The sequence below is a fragment of the Pseudomonas sp. Root71 genome (assembly GCF_001429045.1).
Taxonomy (GTDB): Bacteria; Pseudomonadota; Gammaproteobacteria; order Pseudomonadales; family Pseudomonadaceae; genus Aquipseudomonas; species Aquipseudomonas monachiensis.
Genome location: NZ_LMHY01000022.1, coordinates 418,621 through 436,586 on the forward strand (window position 1 = coordinate 418,621; position 17,966 = coordinate 436,586).

At 58.8% G+C, this 17,966-nt stretch carries 14 protein-coding genes and 1 pseudogene; 9 read left to right on the forward strand and 6 right to left on the reverse strand.

What is annotated here, in order from left to right:
* Positions 1–184 precede the first annotated feature (184 nt).
* A complete protein-coding gene (locus tag ASD95_RS15735) occupies positions 185–685 on the reverse strand; it encodes an Lrp/AsnC family transcriptional regulator (RefSeq protein ID WP_056724899.1) in 501 nt (166 codons plus the stop codon).
* 119 nt (positions 686–804) lie between these two features.
* Between ASD95_RS15735 and ASD95_RS15740 the strand changes: the two genes are divergently transcribed.
* The 3 genes from ASD95_RS15740 to ASD95_RS15750 all read left to right on the forward strand — a co-directional run bounded on the left by ASD95_RS15740 (position 805) and on the right by ASD95_RS15750 (position 4,535).
* A complete protein-coding gene (locus tag ASD95_RS15740) occupies positions 805–1,839 on the forward strand; it encodes a histone deacetylase family protein (protein WP_056724901.1) in 1,035 nt (344 codons plus the stop codon).
* Between the two features lie 50 nt (positions 1,840–1,889).
* The gene (locus tag ASD95_RS15745) at positions 1,890–2,945 is read left to right on the forward strand and encodes an ornithine cyclodeaminase (RefSeq protein WP_056724903.1); all 1,056 of its coding nucleotides are present in this window, start codon (positions 1,890–1,892) and stop codon (positions 2,943–2,945) included.
* 174 nt (positions 2,946–3,119) lie between these two features.
* Positions 3,120–4,535 carry an amino acid permease gene (locus ASD95_RS15750; protein WP_056724906.1) on the forward strand — a complete coding sequence of 472 codons (1,416 nt, stop codon included), beginning with the start codon at positions 3,120–3,122 and terminating at the stop codon, positions 4,533–4,535.
* A 94-nt stretch (positions 4,536–4,629) separates the two neighbouring features.
* Here ASD95_RS15750 and ASD95_RS15755 read toward each other — a convergent pair whose 3' ends face one another.
* Positions 4,630–5,244 (reverse strand): dTMP kinase, encoded by a 615-nt coding sequence (locus ASD95_RS15755; RefSeq protein ID WP_056724909.1) that lies wholly within the window; start codon positions 5,242–5,244, stop codon positions 4,630–4,632.
* A 609-nt stretch (positions 5,245–5,853) separates the two neighbouring features.
* Here ASD95_RS15755 and ASD95_RS15760 point away from each other — a divergent pair.
* The 4 genes from ASD95_RS15760 (at position 5,854) to ASD95_RS15775 (ending at position 13,598) form a co-directional block, all read left to right on the forward strand.
* Positions 5,854–10,686 carry a M10 family metallopeptidase C-terminal domain-containing protein gene (locus ASD95_RS15760; RefSeq protein WP_056724911.1) on the forward strand — a complete coding sequence of 1,611 codons (4,833 nt, stop codon included), beginning with the start codon at positions 5,854–5,856 and terminating at the stop codon, positions 10,684–10,686.
* Positions 10,687–10,969: 283 nt separating this feature from the next.
* Positions 10,970–11,425, forward strand: coding sequence for a glycine zipper 2TM domain-containing protein (locus ASD95_RS15765; RefSeq protein ID WP_056724912.1), 456 nt, complete (start codon positions 10,970–10,972; stop codon positions 11,423–11,425).
* A gap of 184 nt (positions 11,426–11,609) precedes the next feature.
* The gene (locus ASD95_RS15770; RefSeq protein ID WP_056724914.1) at positions 11,610–12,425 is read left to right on the forward strand and encodes an AraC family transcriptional regulator; all 816 of its coding nucleotides are present in this window, start codon (positions 11,610–11,612) and stop codon (positions 12,423–12,425) included.
* 102 nt (positions 12,426–12,527) lie between these two features.
* On the forward strand, positions 12,528–13,598 hold the full coding sequence (locus ASD95_RS15775; protein ID WP_056724916.1) for a threonine aldolase family protein: 1,071 nt from the start codon (positions 12,528–12,530) through the stop codon (positions 13,596–13,598).
* A gap of 26 nt (positions 13,599–13,624) precedes the next feature.
* Here the strand turns inward: ASD95_RS15775 and ASD95_RS29890 are convergent.
* Positions 13,625–13,897, reverse strand: a pseudogene (locus ASD95_RS29890) (NADP-dependent oxidoreductase); the annotation flags it as partial.
* Between the two features lie 44 nt (positions 13,898–13,941).
* Entirely contained in the window at positions 13,942–14,382 is a 441-nt protein-coding gene (locus tag ASD95_RS15780) for a DoxX family protein (RefSeq protein ID WP_056724918.1), read from the reverse strand.
* A 195-nt stretch (positions 14,383–14,577) separates the two neighbouring features.
* Here ASD95_RS15780 and ASD95_RS15785 point away from each other — a divergent pair, with 195 nt between their 5' ends.
* Complete coding sequence (locus ASD95_RS15785; RefSeq protein ID WP_056724920.1) at positions 14,578–15,495, forward strand: LysR family transcriptional regulator; 918 nt, start codon at positions 14,578–14,580, stop codon at positions 15,493–15,495.
* An 88-nt stretch (positions 15,496–15,583) separates the two neighbouring features.
* Here the strand turns inward: ASD95_RS15785 and ASD95_RS15790 are convergent, their stop codons facing one another.
* The gene (locus ASD95_RS15790) at positions 15,584–16,042 is read right to left on the reverse strand and encodes a winged helix-turn-helix transcriptional regulator (protein ID WP_056724922.1); all 459 of its coding nucleotides are present in this window, start codon (positions 16,040–16,042) and stop codon (positions 15,584–15,586) included.
* A gap of 135 nt (positions 16,043–16,177) precedes the next feature.
* Here ASD95_RS15790 and ASD95_RS15795 point away from each other — a divergent pair, with 135 nt between their 5' ends.
* Positions 16,178–17,404, forward strand: coding sequence for an MFS transporter (locus tag ASD95_RS15795; protein WP_056724924.1), 1,227 nt, complete (start codon positions 16,178–16,180; stop codon positions 17,402–17,404).
* On the opposite strand, the gene ASD95_RS15800 is transcribed toward ASD95_RS15795, so the two are convergent.
* Entirely contained in the window at positions 17,373–17,951 is a 579-nt protein-coding gene (locus ASD95_RS15800; protein ID WP_056724926.1) for an eCIS core domain-containing protein, read from the reverse strand. The genes ASD95_RS15795 and ASD95_RS15800 overlap by 32 nt on opposite strands.
* Between the last annotated feature and the right edge of the window lie 15 nt (positions 17,952–17,966).

Below are 17,966 nucleotides of genomic sequence, written 5' to 3' on the forward strand. Positions count from 1 at the left end.
TCAACGCTCATAGTGGGATGTGCGTTGCATATTACAGAAGATGATCTGGCGCGGACTACCATGCGTTGGTCATGGAGTCGATTTATGGAGACCGTGGCATTAAAGCAGGCTCCAGTGTGTCGGTTGACTACAACGGGGCTACGTCAAAGGCAGGGTTTCAAAAGGTGATCTACCCCCTGCCCATTCACTCCTTGCTCGATTTGGGTATCGCTATACGGCTACTGGTCTTGACCTCGCGTAAAGCCAGACTGGACTGGATGGACGCAATACCCACCTGACGCCTGAGCACCTGCTCGATAAAGTCACTGTAGCTATCAAGATCCTCTGCCAACACTTGCAGCACGTAATCGGCATCGCCGGTGATCTTGTGACAGGACAATACTTCGGGCAATTGCGCAATCACCGCCTCGAAGGCGTCCGGAGCGTGATCGGCGTGGGTGGAAAAACGGATGTGCACGAACGCCATGATATCCAGCCCCAGCATTCGTCGATCAAGGTTCGCCTGATAGCCCTTGATCACACCCGCCTCCTCCATTCTCTTACGCCGCCGCCAGCAAGGTGTGAGGCTTAACGACAAGCGCTCACTGAGCTCAGCGTTGGAAATACTCGCATCTTCTTGCAGCAATGCGAGGATTGCCAAGTCGGTATCGTCGAGACTGATGCGTTTGGATAATTTTTTCTGCATTACGCCATTCCAGAGTAAAAACGCCCGAACAATCTAGCAAACCACGAAAACAAAGCAAAGAAAGCGCATCCCGGCCGGAACAGAATACTTGCACTGGTTCACATTAACGGATGCGCAGAATGTTTACAGTTTTCAGTGATTCCCACCGCTTGCACCACGGCACCGAATTGAAAGACGGCGTGCTCAAGCCATCGTTCGAACAGCCCAGTCGGGCCGATACCGTCCATAAGCGTGTCAAGCAGGTAGGCCTTGGCCAGATCGTCGAACCGCGAGCATTTGACCGGTCGTGTTATGTCAATGCGCACAGCGAGCGCTACGTCAGCTTTCTAGAAGGCGCCTGGACTGAATGGTGCGCCACCGGACGTACGCACGACGCCCTACCGCTGGTATGGCCAGTGCGTGACCTGTCCAACGAGCAAGTCCCGACGTTCATCGACGGCAAGCTCGGTTTCTACGCCATGGACGCCGGCTCCCCGATTACCGCCACCACTTGGCAAGCGGTGAAAACCAGTGCAGACATCGCGCTCACCGGCCTGGCACTGATCGATGAAGGCCATGACAGTGCTTTTGCCCTGTGCCGACCGCCCGGCCATCACGCAGCGCGTGAATACATGGGCGGCTATTGCTATCTCAACAACGCCGCCATTGCTGCACAACAGGCCATTACCCAAGGTGCCAATCGTGTCGCGGTACTGGACGTCGACTTTCATCACGGAAATGGCACCCAGAACATTTTCTACGAGCGTAGTGACGTCATGTTTGTCTCGCTGCACGGCGAACCGGCGGTGTCCTACCCGTACTACTCAGGCTTCAGCCACGAAGCCGGCACAGGCGAGGGCGAAGGTTACAACCTGAACTATCCGCTGCCGAAGAACACCACCTGGGAAAGTTATCGCAACGCCTTGCTCCACGCCTGTAAGAAACTCCAGCAGTTCGCCCCTGAAGTGCTGGTGATTTCACTGGGCGTCGACACGTTCAAGGACGACCCCATCAGCCACTTCCTGCTGGAAAGCGAAGACTTCATCGGCATCGGAGAGCTGATCGCGAGCGTCGGCTGCCCCACCCTATTCGTCATGGAAGGTGGCTACATGGTCGATGAGATCGGGATCAATGCGGTCAACGTGCTGCATGGCTACGAGAGCAAACGCCCCTGAGTCATCCCCTGAATCGCAACGCTTCAACTATTGAATCGGAGAATAAAAACATGACTCTTTTTATAGACGTCGATCATGCTGCACGCCTGTACGCCACGGTGGGAATTCGCCGGGCAATCCGCGAAATGGCCACTTATATCGAAGCGGACTATTTGCGCTGGGCACAGTTTGATAAGTCGCCCCGTGCCGCCAATCATTCGGCCGACGGTGTGATCGAGTTGATGCCCACCGACGATGGCCAACAGTACTCGTTCAAATACGTGAATGGTCACCCGGGCAACGGTCAAAGCAATATGCTGACGGTCATGGCCTTCGGTGTCCTGGCCGATGTCCACAGTGGCTATCCCACTTTACTCAGTGAACTGACGCTGACCACAGCTGTGCGCACGGCAGCAACTTCCGCATTGGTCGCACAATCTCTCACCCGCCCCGGTGCAACCTCAATGGCAATCATCGGCAACGGTGCCCAGAGCGAATTTCAGGCCCTCGCCTTCCACGAAATGCTGTCCATCAAGCAAATCCGCATTTTCGATCTCGATCGCGACGCTTCACTCAAGTTGAAGCACAACCTGTCAGCGTTCCCGGATATTGAGGTGATTCTGGCCAACTCGGTACAGGAAGCGGTCAAGGGCGCGCACATCGTCACCACGGTCACCGCAGACAAAACCTATGCAACGATTCTGACGCCCGAGATGATCGAGCCCGGCATGCATATCAATGCCGTGGGTGGTGACTGCCCAGGGAAAACCGAACTGCACGCCGACATCCTGCGCAACGCCCGGGTCATCGTTGAGTTTGAACCTCAAACCCGAATTGAAGGCGATATTCAACAATTGGAGGCCGACTCTCCCGTCGTCGAATTCTTCCGGATTGTTCAGGGCGAAGCCCCGGGCCGCGAGAACGACGCACAGGTCACCGTGTTCGATTCGGTGGGTTTTGCCCTCGAAGACTTTTCGTCACTGCGCTACGTGCATGACCTGGCGCGGGAGCATGCCATCGGAGAGCGCATCCATCTGGTGCCGACGCCTGACAACATAAAAAACCTATACCAGCTGGTTGATCAACCGCCAGCAATCGTCCCCTCGCGCCTACGCACAGTGAGCTGATAGCCATAGGTGATACCCCTGAGCAAAGTGCCGGGGAGCTACTCACCCTGTGAGTGGACGACAAACCCTGCCACCCGCAACCCACCATCGTCAGTAGCCGTTGGATCTCTAACAAGAACGCTAGACACCCACTTTCTGCCAAAACTCAAAAACATAAAATCAAGAGGTTTTGTAATGAAATCGACTCCGTCCGAGCGGGTTGAACAGCCCGCGCTGCAGCGCACGCTCAGCAATCGTCACATTCAGTTAATGGCCATGGGAGGCGCCATCGGTACCGGTCTGTTTATGGGGTCCGGCAAGATCATCGCCCTCTCCGGCACGTCGATCATCCTCATCTATATGATCATCGGTCTGTTCGTCTACTTCGTCATGCGCGCCATGGGCGAACTGTTACTTTCCAACTTGAACTTCAAAACCTTCGCGGATTTTGCCGGTGCCTACCTTGGCCCACGCGCAGCATTCTTTCTCGGCTGGTCATACTGGTTAAGCTGGAGCGTTGCAGTGATAGGTGATGCAGTGGTGGTCGGCGGATTCTTCCAGTACTGGTTCCCCGACGTACCCGCCTGGATACCGGCCATCGGTATGCTGATAACACTGTTTGCCTTGAACGTGCTGACTGTCAGGCTCTTTGGTGAAGTGGAGTTCTGGTTCGCAATCATCAAGATCATTGCCGTCGTCACCCTGATTGGCGTCAGCATGGTCCTGATTGCCAGCTCCTTTGTCTCACCCAGTGGCGTCACCGCATCCCTGAACCACTTGCTGGATAAACAGGCCGCCTTCCCCAACGGCTTGTTCGGTTTCTTTGCCGGGTTCCAGATGGCGATTTTCTCATTTGCGGGCACCGAGCTGATCGGTACTGCAGCCGCCGAAACACGCTCCCCCGAGAAGACCCTGCCTAAAGCCATCAACTCGATTCCGCTGAGAATCATCCTGTTTTATGTGCTGGCACTGGCCTGCATTATTGCAGTGACTTCCTGGCAACAGGTTTCGCCCAACAAGAGCCCCTTCGTCGAACTGTTTCTGGTTGCAGGGTTTCCCGCAGCAGCCGGCATCGTCAACTTCGTGGTACTGACATCCGCCGCCTCATCGGCCAACAGTGGCGTATTTTCATCCAGTCGCATGCTGTTTGGATTGGCTAATCAGGACAACGCTCCGGGGATTTTCCGACGTCTGTCGAGCAATAGCGTGCCTCTGCTGAGCCTGGCGTTCACCACACTGTTGATGCTGGTAGGCGTGTTGTTGCTGTTCATCGTTCCAGAAGTCATGACCGCGTTCACCATCGTCTCTACCGTGTCGGCAATCCTGGTGATTTTCACCTGGTCGACCATCCTCGCGTCGTACATTGCCTATCGCAAAAAACGACCCGATTTACATGCGATATCGGCCTACAAGATGCCGGGCGGCGTGCCGATGGCCTGGTTTTCCTTGGGGTTTCTGGGTTTCGTTCTCTGCCTGCTGGCATTGAGACCTGACACCCGTATTGCCTTGACGGTCATGCCAGGGTGGTTCATATGGCTGGCGATTGCCTATCAGCTGACCCATACCAGGAAACTCAAACCCGCTGCTGGCTCGGCAAGTCATTACAGCTGATGTTCACCTATTGATGGTATTAATTGGCTGAAAGGCTTTTTTCCAGCACAAAACAAACGCCCCGAACATGTCGGGGCGTTTGTTGGCGCCTTCGCTAGCATCGAAGGACTCTATAGATCTCAGAAATCACCTGCATCGTTGCGTCTTCGATCGTTCCTTCATTGCGGCATAAAACCCAGCCGTGATCTGCAATCGCTCGTTCGAACGCCTTGGTACAAGCGACATGTTCTTCCAGCTTATGGATCACGGTACTGCTCAGCCCACGCCGTCGTGCCGCTGCCCTCGCCCATGAAATATCAGGGGCGGTGACAACCCCGACATGCAGGTCGGGCACTCGCACGTTTCGATCGATGTTCAACTGTAGAATCTCTGCAAACGGGACTATCCGGCGAAACGCGGCATCAGACGGGTACCAGCGATCGATCAAGATGATGCTGCCTGGTGGCTGTTTAGCCAGCACGTGCCGGGAAATCCAGGTACGGCTATCAGCAAAGCGCTCACAAACCTCCAACTCCAAATCGCGGGTGGGATTTCTGACGAATTTGTTCACGAGGGTCATTGTTTCACCCCTATAGGGATCGCTTTTTTTCTCGCAAAGTCGAATCACTTTTTTGTTGCCTGCCCTCAGTACTTTCGTGACGGCCTCCAACAGTGTGGTTTTGCCGGCTCCCTTGGGCCCATCCAGAGAAACAAACAGCGGACGATTCATTTTTCACATAACGATTGATATACGGTTTTTTTGCCCTGTTCGTTCGCTGGAACCCTTTGGCGCAACTACGCGAATCGAGTGGAGGGTCCCTTATGAACAGAGATTGATGAACACTCTAACCCGGTTTCGGGCTAACGGGTCTCAAAACCCAGGGTTACAGCCGCTTATGAACATCGGTCATCGCCCATAAGCTAAATCATGTATGTAGCAGTAGCCCACTCTTAACGATCATCGGTGGAATTCGCGGATGGGCAATTCCATCCCCAAAAACCGCAGTTGACGCTCAAACATCAATGTCATGGGTTGTGACGCGTTTCTGTCGACCCGAAGACGTAGAGCCCACTTGAATCGCCCAGGATCCTCCAGGCACCTCCCACACAGCTTTGCGCCAACTCCTTGGCTGGTCCACTGCAACCTCGCTACCCGAGCGAGCGTCAACAAAACGTTATTTTTTCGAAACATCTCATAACCGCTAATCAGTTGGTTCTGTTTTCTTGACGCTTCCCCGATATGCGGTCGCAACTTTTGCGCTCCGTTGGGTCATAAAGCCTTAGCTGTCGATTGAATATTGGCACTACCGAGGTTTTCGCCTGATACGGAGATAAACTCATGATTTTCAATGTACAAAATTTTGGCGCCAAAGGAGATGGCATCACTGACGACACGGCGGCGATACAAAATGCAATTAATGCGGCGGCCGCTGCAGGCGGGGGGCAGGTGTACATGCCGACCGGAACTTATATCGTTTCGGGAGGTGAGGAACCCTCCGACGGCTGCCTGATGCTCAAGAGCAACGTCTACCTGTACGGCGACGGCATGGGCGCAACCACCGTCAAGGTGGCTGACGGCTCCGACACCAAGATCACCGGAGTCATCCGCTCCGCCTACGGCGAGCAAACCCACGACTTCGGCGTGAGCAACCTCACCATCGACGGCAACCGTGACAACACCACGGGCAAGATCGACGGTTGGTTCAACGGCTACATTCCAGGCGAAGCGGGCTACGACTCCAACGTCACCCTCGACAGCGTCGAGATCAAGGATTGCTCCGGGTACGGTTTCGACCCCCACGAGCAGACCGTCAACATGGTCATCAAGAACAGCGTGTCCCACGGCAACGGCCTGGACGGTTTCGTTGCCGACTTCCTCAGCGACAGCACCTTCGAAAACAACGTCGCGTACGACAACGACCGGCACGGTTTCAACATCGTTACCAGCACCCACGACTTCACGCTCACCAATAACGTTGCCTACAACAATGGCGGCACTGGCATCGTGGTGCAGCGCGGCAGCGAGGACATCCCCTCCCCCAGCAACATCACCATCACCGGTGGCGAGGTGTACGGCAACGGCGCCGAAGGGGTGCTGATCAAGCTGTCCAGCGAGGTGACCGTCAGCGGCGTCGACATTCACGACAACGCCAGCGCCGGTGTGCGCATCTACGGCAGCAACCACGTCGAGATCATCGACAACACGCTCAACAACAATTCCCTGGGCAGCCCCGTCCCGGAGATCATCATCCAGTCCTACGACGACACCCTGGGCGTGTCCGGCAAGTACTTCAACGGCAGCGATAACACCATCCAGGGCAACCTCATCAGCGGCAGCGACCTGTCGACCTACGGCGTCGCGGAGCGCAATGAAGACGGCACTGATCGCAACGCCATTATTGGCAACACCATCAGTCACACCAGCAGCGGCGCCACGCTGATCTATGGCGACGGCAGCTACGTCAGCGCCACGGTGCCGATGACCATCGTGCAAGGTACGGCCGGCAACGACACCCTGCTGGGCAGCGCCGACAGCGAGATTTTCTACGGCGTTGCCGGCAACGACACCCTCAATGGCGGAGCCGGTGGCGATATTCTGGTGGGGGGTGCAGGCATCGACAAACTCACCGGCGGTACCGGCGCCGATACGTTCCGTTTCACCGCTCAGTCCGACAGTTACCGCAACGCAACCACAAGCTTCGATGACACCATCACCGACTTCGACGTCACCCAGGACAAGATCGATCTCGCCGGCCTCGGCTTCACAGGACTGGGCAATGGCCGTGGCGGCACCCTGCAGGTCAGCTACAGCGCCAGCAGCGACCGCACCTACATCAAGGACTATGATGCCGATGCCAGCGGCAATCGCTTCGAACTGATTCTCTCGGGCAACCTCACCGGCACCCTGACCGCTAGCCACTTCATCTTCAATCGTGTGATCACCGGCACCGGCGCCAGCGACTCGCTGCTGGGCAGCGATTCGGCCGACACCCTGCTCGGCCTGGCGGGTAACGACAGCCTCAGTGGCGGCGCGGGCGACGACAGGCTCGACGGCGGCGCGGGTATGGACACCCTCACCGGAGGTGCCGGAGCGGACGTCTTTGTGTTCTCCAGTCGCCTGGACAGTTACCGCAACTACAACACCGGCGGTGCCAACCTTGGCGACCTGATCACCGATTTCGATATCACCGCCGACAAGATCGACCTCTCGGCCATGGGGTTCACCGGCCTGGGGGATGGCAAGAACAATACCGTGTACCTGGCACTCAACAGTACCGGTACCAAGACTTACATCAAGTCCCTGGCCGCCGACGCCGATGGCAACCGTTTCGAAGTGGCGCTGGACGGCAACTACCTCGACAAGCTGACCAGCGCCAACTTCGTCTTCGCCACGTCGGCACCGACCAACCAGGCACCGGTGCTGGCCAATCCGCTGCTGGATCAGAGCGCGACCGAAAACACCCCGTTCAGTTACGTGGTGCCAGCGACCAGCTTCACCGATCCGGACAATGACAGCCTCGGCTACACCGCCAAACTGGCCGATGGCAGCGCCCTGCCCGGCTGGCTGGTCTTCAATGCCGCCAACCTGACCTTCACCGGCACGCCGCCCAGCACCGCGTCCGGTAGTTACAACGTGCTGGTCAAGGCCACGGACCCGGCCGGAGCATCGGTCAGTGATAGCTTCACCCTTGTCGTGGCCGATGTACCCGCCAATACCATCACCGGCACCAACAACGCCGAAACCCTCAACGGCACGGCGGGTGCGGACCTGATCCTCGGCCTCGGTGGCAACGACACGATCAAGGCTGGCACCGGCGCGGACATCGTCGACGGTGGCGCCGGACGCGACTCGCTGTACGGCGGCGACGGTGCCGACACCTTCCGCTACAGCAACGTGCTCGACAGCTACCGTGACTACGACACCGGCGGTGTCTCGGCCACCGACACGATTTATGACTTCACCGCGGGCGTCGACAAGATCGATGTTTCAGGCCTGGGTATTATCGGCCTCGGCGATGGCAACAATGGCACGTTGTACATCACCCTCAACGCGGCCGGCGACAAGACCTACATCAAGTCCGCCGAAGCGGATGCCGATGGCAATCGTTTTGAAATCGCCCTCAACGGCAACTACATCAACACCCTGACCGCCAGCGACTTTGTGTTCGGCGAGAGCCCCCGGCAGGACATTCTCTACCTGCCCACCCTCGGCCAATCCAATGCGCGCCTGCTGCGCATGACCGAGGACGACGGTCAGTCCGGCACCTCGATGCTGGTCAACGACCTGGACCGCTACACCCCCTATGATGTGCGCAGCCAATTCACCGACGCCGATGGCAACGGCATCGACATCGCAGTGGGGGGCAGCACGGTCACCGGCCTGTCGACACTCAGCGCCGGGGAGCTCGAGTTGTGCTGGTGGCTGACCGACACCAACCAGCCCGGCGCGGCGTTATTGCGCGCCGTAACGCTGCTGCGAGGCCAGCTCAGCGAACTGCAATCGATCAATAACGTCACCATGGGCATCATTTGGGGCCAGGGCGAGGAAGCCGCCCAGGAGATCGGCCGCGCCACGGACAAAGCTGCAGCAGCAGCGGCGTACAAGGCCGCGACCCTGCAGGTGTTTGATTACCTGCATGCCCAGTTCGGCAACTTCAGCGTGTACTTGATGGAAACCGGTCACTACGACCAGGACGCGGCGCGGGCCCGTGGTTATTCAGAGGAAAAAATTGCCTCCATCGTCGAGGGGGCTGGTTATGTCCGCGCCGCCCAGGAAGCCATCGCCGCCGAGCGCGTCGACGTCAAGCTGGCGGTGGACTACACCGACCTCCCCTTGCGCCACGAAGTCGATCCGCTGACGTATCCCGACGACGTCTGGCACCTGCACGAGGAGTCGGCGGAGATCGTCGGCCAGCGTTTGGCCGACTACATTGCCGGTGACCTTGGCTTGCAGGGCAACCCCAACGACAACAACAGCGTGCAGGACATTTTCGACAACGCCCGGAACATGATTTCCGGTACCGACCAGGCCGATACCCTGGCGGGCAGTTCGGGCAACGACACACTGGATGGATCCCTTGGCGCCGACACCCTGACCGGTGGCAATGGCAACGATATCTATGTGGTCGACAACGCGTTGGACCGCGTGGTGGAAACCAGCACCTCGATCTCGCAGATCGATACGGTGCAGGCCTCGGTCAGCTGGACTCTGGGCGCCAATCTGGAAAACCTGGTGCTCAGCGGCGTGTCGGACATCAACGGCACCGGCAATGAACGGCACAACTTCATCACCGGCAATGCCGCCAATAACCTGCTCGACGGTGCCGCCGGAGCCGACAGCATGAGTGGCGGCGATGGCAACGACACCTACTATGTCGACAACGCCGATGACGCCGTGATCGAGACCAACAGCAATGCAGTGTCTGGAGGGAGCGACCGTGTGCACAGCGACTTGGCAGCCTATACCCTCGGCGACAACATCGAGCATCTGTATATCGATAGCACTGGCGCCGCCAATGGCACGGGCAACGCGCTGAACAACACGCTGTTCGCCGGAGCCGGTAACAACGTGCTGGACGGGCGCGATGGCACTGACACGGTGTCTTATGCGCGCGCCCTGTCCGGCGTTAACGTAAACCTCTCGACCTCGGCGCAACAAAACACCGCGGGCTCCGGGCTCGACACCTTGAAGTTCTGCGAAAACCTGACGGGAAGCGCCTACGCCGACAGTCTGTCGGGCAACAGCGCCGCGAACGTTCTGAACGGTGGTGCGGGCAACGATACGCTGGTGGGCGGTTCGGGCGATGACCGACTGATCGGCGGTGCAGGCACCGACAACCTCACCGGTGGCACTGGCGCGGATACCTTCGCGTTCAGTGCGCTGTCGGACATGGGCGTCGGGGCTTTGCGCGATGTGATCAACGGTTTCAAGAGCACCGAGGGTGATCATCTGGATTTCACCGGCCTGGACGCCAAGCCGTTGACCACCGCTGTCGACGCCTTCACCTTCATTGGCAGCAACGCTTTCGACCCGGCCAACGCCACCGGCCAACTACGCTTTGCCGATGGCGTTCTCCAGGGCAGTGTCAACGCCGACGCCACCCCGGAATTCGAAATCCAACTGGTGGGCGTCCAGGAGCTGCACGCCAGCGATTTCACAGGCTTGGGTTGAGCGCACACCCTGCGGGAGCGGGCTCGTCCTGATCGGTCAGTCAAGGGGGATACTGAACCTGTGGCGAGGGAGCTTGCTCGCGCGCCACACGGGGTCCATCTTGAACCTGGTTGCAACCCTGCGGCTCAAAGGTACCCGCGGATCATCAGCTTCCAAGAAAGACAAAGCCTGGCCAACCTCAAGTGCTGTGCACAGCCAAACAAGCGCCTGAACCGGATTTTTTCGTCTAACGTCATTGGATGCGTTTGCATGACCCACTTCCTCTGAAAAATGGAGTTCGACGATGAAAACAATCGCTTCCTGGCTGACGTTAGCGCTTTTTGGACTGGTGCTTGGCGGCTGTGCCGCGGTGGGTGCCGGGAGCGGAGGCGCTGGCGAGACGGAGATTCGCTCGGGGAAAATCGAGGAGATTACACAGACCCAGATGCAGACCAATCACGACAGCGGTGTCGGTGCCATATTGGGTGGTATCGGCGGTCTGGGCCTGGGCAGCCTGATCGGCGGGGGCACCGGCCGGGATGTGGCGATGGTCGCCGGTGCCCTCGCGGGCGCGGCAGGCGGCAACTACATCGAAAAGAAAAAATATGATCAGCCCGTGGACGCACAGCAGATCATCGTCCGCACCCAAAGCGGCGTACTGGTTCAGGTGACCCAGTCGATCAATCCGGTGCTGAGAAAAGGCATGAACGTGTATGTCGAGGGTGCCGGAAACGAAGCGCGGGTGGTGCCACAAAGCTAGCGGCAGCTACTGGACGTTGCGCAGCGGACAAGCTGCGCAACATCACCATGCCGAGCAAGTTCGGTTGACACTCAATGACTCATGCACAACCTCAGGCCAGTTGTTGGCTACCCATGGATCCATACCTCTGACACACTTAGACTTTGAGTCTTTCGCCCTCCTCGCCGATTGTTGAACGGGTTTCATGACTGAGCATGCCCAGTACCATCACGTCTCCGAAGTACCAGGCCTGGTGCTGGGGTCCGCACGTTTTGCGGATGTCGGTTTCGATCGTCATTACCACCTCGATTTGCACATTGGTTTTGTCACCGAGGGCATCCAGCGCCATCGATCCAAAGGCGAGTCGTTTCTTTTAGGACCAGGAGGTGTTGCCCTGATGCCGCCGGGTGAAATTCACGATGGCGTGTCCGAGGGCGGCGGCGCTTATACGCTCAAGACATTCCGCCTGTCCCAGGCGCTGGTCGCGAGCCTGGCCGAGGAAATCAGCGGTCATCCGAAAGAGCTTGAATTGGCCGGTGTATTGCTCGAAGACCCGGGGCTTGAAGGCAACCTGCGCGGCTTGCACGAAGCGATGCAGCAGTGCGTTGGCCCCGGCAGCCTCGCGGTGCAGACGCAATGGTTCACCCTGCTGGAACAGTTGTTGAGCCAGTCACGGGCGATCAAGCCCGAAACGATTACCGGCACCCTGTCGCCTCTGCAATGGTCTCGCGTCAGGGACTATTGTTTCAGTCACATCGATCAGCGAATCACCCTTGATGATCTCGCAGGCCTGTGCGGATTGGGCCGTTTCCCGTTTCTCAAGCAGTTCAAGCGCACGGTCGGCATGACGCCCCACGCGTGGCTGCTTCGCCTGCGTCTCGAACGGGCCTGTGGTCTGCTCTCTCGCAGCGCGCAACCCATCGTCGAGGTCGCCCACGCCGTCGGCTTCTACGATCAAAGCCATTTCAACCGCGCCTTTCGGCAGGCATTCGGCGTCGCGCCATCGCGCTACAGGACTTAGGCCTTCAGCTGTCAATTTTTTACAAGCGCAACAACCTTCCCTCTCCATAGGATGCGCCAATCCGGGCGAAACACCTTCGCCTGCGCAGCCGAGAACTGGATGATGAACGGTGAAACAAACAGACCGCCCGCGCTGGGTTTTTCAAGTGACAACATCGCCGGTGCTTCGCCGGAGGTGGTACAAGCCCTGGTCAAACACAGCACGAGCCAGGCGAGTCCCTATGGTACCGACGAGTTGACGGCGCAGGTCCAGCGCAAGTTCTGCGAAATCTTCGAACGCAACGTGGAGGTCTTTCTCGTGCCCACCGGCACCGCCGCCAACGCGCTTTGCCTGAGCGCGATGACGCCACCCTGGGGCAACATCTACTGCCATCCGGCCAGCCATATCAACAACGATGAATGCGGCGCGCCGGAGTTCTTTTCCAACGGCGCGAAGCTGATGACCGTCGACGGCCCGGCGGCCAAGCTGGATATCGTCCGACTGCGCGAGCGCACCCGCGACAAAGTCGGCGACGTGCACACGACCCAGCCCGCTTGCGTCAGCATCACCCAGGCCACCGAAGTCGGCAGCCTCTACACCCTGGACGAAATCGCAGCCATTGGTGACGTCTGCAAGTCCTCTTCCCTGGGATTGCATATGGATGGGTCGCGCTTTGCCAACGCCCTGGTGTCGCTTGGCTGCTCCCCGGCCGAGATGACGTGGAAGGCCGGCGTGGATGCCCTGTCGTTCGGTGCCACCAAGAACGGCGCGCTGGCGGCGGAAGCCATCGTGCTGTTCAACACCTCCCTCGCCACCGAGATGAGTTACCGGCGCAAGCGCGCAGGCCATCTCTCTTCCAAGATGCGTTTTCTGTCGGCGCAGATCAATGCGTACCTGACCGACGATCTCTGGCTGCACAACGCACGCAAGGCCAACGCTGCCGCCCAGCGCCTGGCCCAGGGACTTGCTGGCCTGAGTGGGGTTGAGGTGCTCGGCGGCACCGAGGCGAACATCCTGTTCTGTCGGCTGGACTCGGCAATGATCGATGCCCTGCTAAAGGCCGGGTTCGGGTTCTACCATGATCGCTGGGGACCGAATGTCGTTCGCTTCGTCACCTCGTTCGCCACCACCGCCGAGGATGTCGACCATCTGTTGAACCAGGTGAGGCGTGCTGTAGATCGGGATCGCGAGTAACACTCGTCACCCAACACAGGGATTTGATGGTGTGCCGAGGCCGTTGCGTAGACTTCGGCGCCCAGGTACTTGGCAATCTGCACGGCCATGCTGCCCACGCCACCGGCCGCGGCATGGATCAACACTTTCTGGCGACGTTGCACGCCAGCGTGCTCGGTCAGCGCCTGCCAGGCCGTCAGGGCCGTTGCCGGGACAGCGCCGGCCTGCAAGACACTGATCGATTTTGGATTGAGCGCCAGTTTGGAAACCTGGGCAACGGCTTTGGTCGCGTAACCGCCGACGATGTCGATGAAGCCGAAACATTTGCGCTGCGAGAGCGCGGGCCCTGCGCAGCGCGGACGTATCAACGACGGCGAGCGTCGAGGCTGAAGCGACCGGCACCGAAGGCCACGACCTGCAACAGGCCACCGGCCATGGCGATGTTCTTGAAGAAGTGGATGAACTGGTTCTGATCGCCCAGTGCGTTATGGAACGCCAGCGCGGTAAACACGCTGAACACGGCCAGTACGGCGGCGACGGTACGGGTACGGTAGCCGGCGATCAGTGCCAGGCCACCGCCGATCTCCGCAATGATCGCCACCGCCAGTGCCAATTGTGGAAACGGAAGGCCGACCGAACCGATGTAGCCGACCATCATTGCCGGAGCGGCGAGTTTCGAAAAACCGGAAAGGATGAAGATTACGCTGAGCAGTACGCGGCCGATCAACGAAGCTGAGGCTTGGGCCACATCAGAACGGCTCTGTTCAGAAGTGGTTGTTTGAGCGATGTTTGCAGAAGTCGTCATGGGGCAATTCCTTCGGTTGGGTGCGATTCGACTTGAACCGCCCGGGTGAAGAAATGTTGCCCTGCATCAGCTAACCTGAATAGCTGACTAATTTAGATCATTAGATTCTATAAATTAGAAAAGCCAGCCCACATATCCGGTAAAGGAGTTAAATCGTGCAATTTGCTCAGGGACATCTGGTTCGAGGAAACAGGCATGATCTCTGACCCGGGAACACCGACACTGGACCAACTGCGGGTGTTCCTGACGGTCGTGGAAGTCGGCAGTTTTGCGGCGGCCGCCAGAAAACTGCATCGCGCCACGTCGGTCGTCAGCTACTCGATCGCCAATCTTGAAATGCAGCTCGGGGTGTCGTTGTTCGATCGCCAGACGACCCGCAAACCCCAGCTCACCGATGCCGGCCGCACGGTGTTGGCCGAAGCCAGGACCATCGCCAACGGTGTTCATGGATTACGCGCCAAAGTGAAGGGCCTGCTCCAGGGGCTTGAAGCCGAAGTGCACGTGGTGCTCGATGTCATGCTGCCCCCCGAGCGCGTGGTGGACGCACTCAAATCCTTTCGCGAAGAGTTCCCGACGGTTGCCCTGCACTTGCACATGGAAGCCCTCGGTGCCGTCACTGAGCTGGTGATCAACCGAGGTGCGATCATCGGCGTCAGCGGCCCCATGAACGAGGGCATCGACGGCATCGAAAGAATAGGCGTCGGCAGTGTCGAGTTGATTCCCGTGGCGGCGCCGAATCATCCGCTGGCTTCAAGCGACGCGAACGTTCCGGGCGCCGGGCGAGAGCACACACAACTGGTGCTGTCCGATCGTTCGGTCCTGACCAGGGGCAAGGATTTCGCGGTGCTCAGTAACCGCACCTGGCGCCTGGCGGACCTGGGCGCCAAACACATGTTGCTGCGTGAGGGCATCGGCTGGGGGAACATGCCCGCGCCAATGGTCCGGGAAGATCTGGAAAGCGGCCGACTCGTGCAACTGAACATACCGGAATACAAAAGCGGGATTTACGCCTTCGACATCATTTACCGCACAGATCTGCCGCCGGGGCCGGCGGCGAGGTGGTTGATCGACCGCTTCGTTCAACAATGCCCGGTGCAGGAGACATCCCCTTGATGTCTGGAACCACAGTGCCGCTCGAGCCGCCCACAATGAAACCACGATTGGTGGCGCTGCTCGACTGATTCGCCTTCAACCGTTCGATTCAAGACTCCTCGGCAACCACCCTCACTCGGTGGCAGTCGGACGGTCCAAGTTTCTGACCGCTCGCGGAGCGTACTTCAATCGGCATCAGGGACTGGCCGAACTCATTGTCCAGCAATACCGAGCGCGTTTCTTCCCGCGCGAACATAAACCGTTCGCCCCACTGCCTCATACTGACCACCACCGGAAAGATCTCCCGTCCTTTCTCTGTAAGGACGTATTCCTTGTAGGCGCTGCCATCCGACGCAGGCTGAACGTCGAACACACCGGCCTCAACCAACGTCTTCAGGCGCGATGCCAGAATGTTCTTGGCCACCCCCAGGCTTTTTTGAAATTCGCTGAATCGGCGAATGCCGTCGAACGCGTCGCGAATGATCAGCAGCGACCAACGATCCCCAATGGCTTCCAGTGTTCGTGCTACCGGGCATTCGCTGCCTTGCGGTGAAGGGTCTGCGACCATGGTGTTTACCTTTTGGATAAGGACGGCCAGTTCAGTCGTCTGGTCTTGAGCAATGTGGTTGCAATATGAAACCTGATTCGATAACAATTGAATCAAGTTGCTAATTGAAACCAGTTTAGCGCCACGGAGGCTCACATGAAAGCAGGTACCGATTCAGCCACCCATCCTTTCGCCGCGCAGGCTTCGGGGCTTTCTGCGCAACTCACGTTTGTGTTTTCTGTCACCTGCGCGCTCGCCGTCGCCAACGTCTACTTCGCACAACCCTTGCTCGATTCAATGGCCCGGAGCCTGGATGTGGCCCCCTCAATGATCGGGTTTGTGGTGACGGCGACTCAAGTCGGTTACGCGCTGGGGTTACTGTTCATCGTCCCTTTGGGCGACTTGTTGAACCGTAAAAGGCTGATTCTGACGCAAATGCTGCTGTCTGCGATTGCACTGGCGGGAGTCGGCGCCGCACAGCAATGGCTGACCCTGTTGGGGGCCATGATCGCCGTGGGTTTGCTGGCAGTGATGGTTCAAGTGCTGGTGGCCTGCACCGCCGCGCTGGCAACGCCGGCACAACGTGGCCAGGCCGTGGGGACCGTGACCAGTGGCATTGTCCTGGGCATTCTTCTGGCGCGGTTCACCTCCGGGCTGATCGCCGATCTGGCAGGCTGGCGCGCCGTGTATTTCGTTTCCTCGGGATTGATGCTGACCCTTGCGGCGGTGTTCTGGAAAGTCTTGCCTCGCGCAGCAACGCCACGCAGTCGATACACTTACCCGGCACTCATCCGCTCGCTCTTCACGCTGCTCATGACCGAACCGGTGTTGCGAATCAGGGGGCTGTTGGCCTTGCTGATCTTTGCCGCGTTTTCCGTACTATGGACATCCATGGTGCTGCCGTTGAGCGCCCCTCCGTTGTCGCTATCACACACGGTCATCGGCCTGTTTGGCCTGGCGGGCGTCGCCGGTGCCCTGGCTGCCAGAAGATCCGGACGCTGGGCCGACCAGGGTCTGGGGCAACGGGTCACCGGCATTTCGCTGGTGATCCTGACGCTGTCCTGGCTACCCATCGCCTTTGCGCAGTCTTCGCTGATCGCGCTGGTTTGCGGGGTGATTTTGCTCGACTTCGCGGTGCAAGCCGTACACGTCACCAACCAGAGCCTGATTTTCGCGACACGGCCCGACGCCCAAAGTCGCATGGTCGGCGCCTACATGTGCTTTTACTCGGTGGGCAGCGCACTGGGTGCCGCTGCCGCGACGCAGGTGTATGCGCTATGGGGCTGGACTGCCGTTTGCCTGCTGGGAGCCTCGATCAGTGCGACGGCCCTGATCTTGAGTACGCTGCCCTTCAGTAAACCCCCGCCCGCACCGAGCGCCTGACCTCAGCCTGTATGGCATAAGCCGGCGCCTCTACCGCATTGAAATCCTGCGTATACCGCTGGGCAAATCCCGACACCCCCCAATCCTGATACTGCTGCACATGTTTGAGTTCGTGAGCCCAGAGCTCGATGTCCTGTTCTGCGGATTGAGCGTCCCGGAACAGGATGATATCGATCAGCGTCACGGCACCGACATCGGGGTTTTGCAGCATGGCAGTGGCGGCGTTGAATTGGCCGTTGTCGCTTATTCTGTAGCGCGCGGTATCGAGGACGCCGGGCTCGTACCAATGCAGCAACTGCTCGCGGATGCGCGGTGGAATGGCTTGGGTGCCGGCAATCGCAGCTTCAGCACGGGCCTGGGTCAGCCACAATGCCAGGGCAGGCGCCGCGATCTGGTAGATGCCATCAGGCACCACGTCTGGCAGGCAAATGCAGCCATCCAGGCACACTTGTTTCTCGCCAGCCGGGCAGGCATTGGTCTGGGCTGTCACATCAAGCGCCAGGCAAAGAGTCAGCAGCGCCCCCAGGCGCGTGATGATGGGCGGCATTGGACTCTCCAGGTA

Excerpts from the sequence above, each read along its gene's own strand:
- ASD95_RS15735 (WP_056724899.1), bottom strand. The coding sequence starts at position 685 with ATGCAGAAAAAATTATCCAAACGCATCAGTCTCGACGATACCGACTTG.
- ASD95_RS15740 (WP_056724901.1), top strand. The coding sequence starts at position 805 with ATGTTTACAGTTTTCAGTGATTCCCACCGCTTGCACCACGGCACCGAA.
- ASD95_RS15745 (WP_056724903.1), top strand. The coding sequence starts at position 1,890 with ATGACTCTTTTTATAGACGTCGATCATGCTGCACGCCTGTACGCCACG.
- ASD95_RS15750 (WP_056724906.1), top strand. The coding sequence starts at position 3,120 with ATGAAATCGACTCCGTCCGAGCGGGTTGAACAGCCCGCGCTGCAGCGC.
- ASD95_RS15755 (WP_056724909.1), bottom strand. The coding sequence starts at position 5,244 with ATGAATCGTCCGCTGTTTGTTTCTCTGGATGGGCCCAAGGGAGCCGGC.
- ASD95_RS15760 (WP_056724911.1), top strand. The coding sequence starts at position 5,854 with ATGATTTTCAATGTACAAAATTTTGGCGCCAAAGGAGATGGCATCACT.
- ASD95_RS15765 (WP_056724912.1), top strand. The coding sequence starts at position 10,970 with ATGAAAACAATCGCTTCCTGGCTGACGTTAGCGCTTTTTGGACTGGTG.
- ASD95_RS15770 (WP_056724914.1), top strand. The coding sequence starts at position 11,610 with ATGACTGAGCATGCCCAGTACCATCACGTCTCCGAAGTACCAGGCCTG.
- ASD95_RS15775 (WP_056724916.1), top strand. The coding sequence starts at position 12,528 with ATGAACGGTGAAACAAACAGACCGCCCGCGCTGGGTTTTTCAAGTGAC.
- ASD95_RS15780 (WP_056724918.1), bottom strand. The coding sequence starts at position 14,382 with ATGACGACTTCTGCAAACATCGCTCAAACAACCACTTCTGAACAGAGC.
- ASD95_RS15785 (WP_056724920.1), top strand. The coding sequence starts at position 14,578 with ATGATCTCTGACCCGGGAACACCGACACTGGACCAACTGCGGGTGTTC.
- ASD95_RS15790 (WP_056724922.1), bottom strand. The coding sequence starts at position 16,042 with ATGGTCGCAGACCCTTCACCGCAAGGCAGCGAATGCCCGGTAGCACGA.
- ASD95_RS15795 (WP_056724924.1), top strand. The coding sequence starts at position 16,178 with ATGAAAGCAGGTACCGATTCAGCCACCCATCCTTTCGCCGCGCAGGCT.
- ASD95_RS15800 (WP_056724926.1), bottom strand. The coding sequence starts at position 17,951 with ATGCCGCCCATCATCACGCGCCTGGGGGCGCTGCTGACTCTTTGCCTG.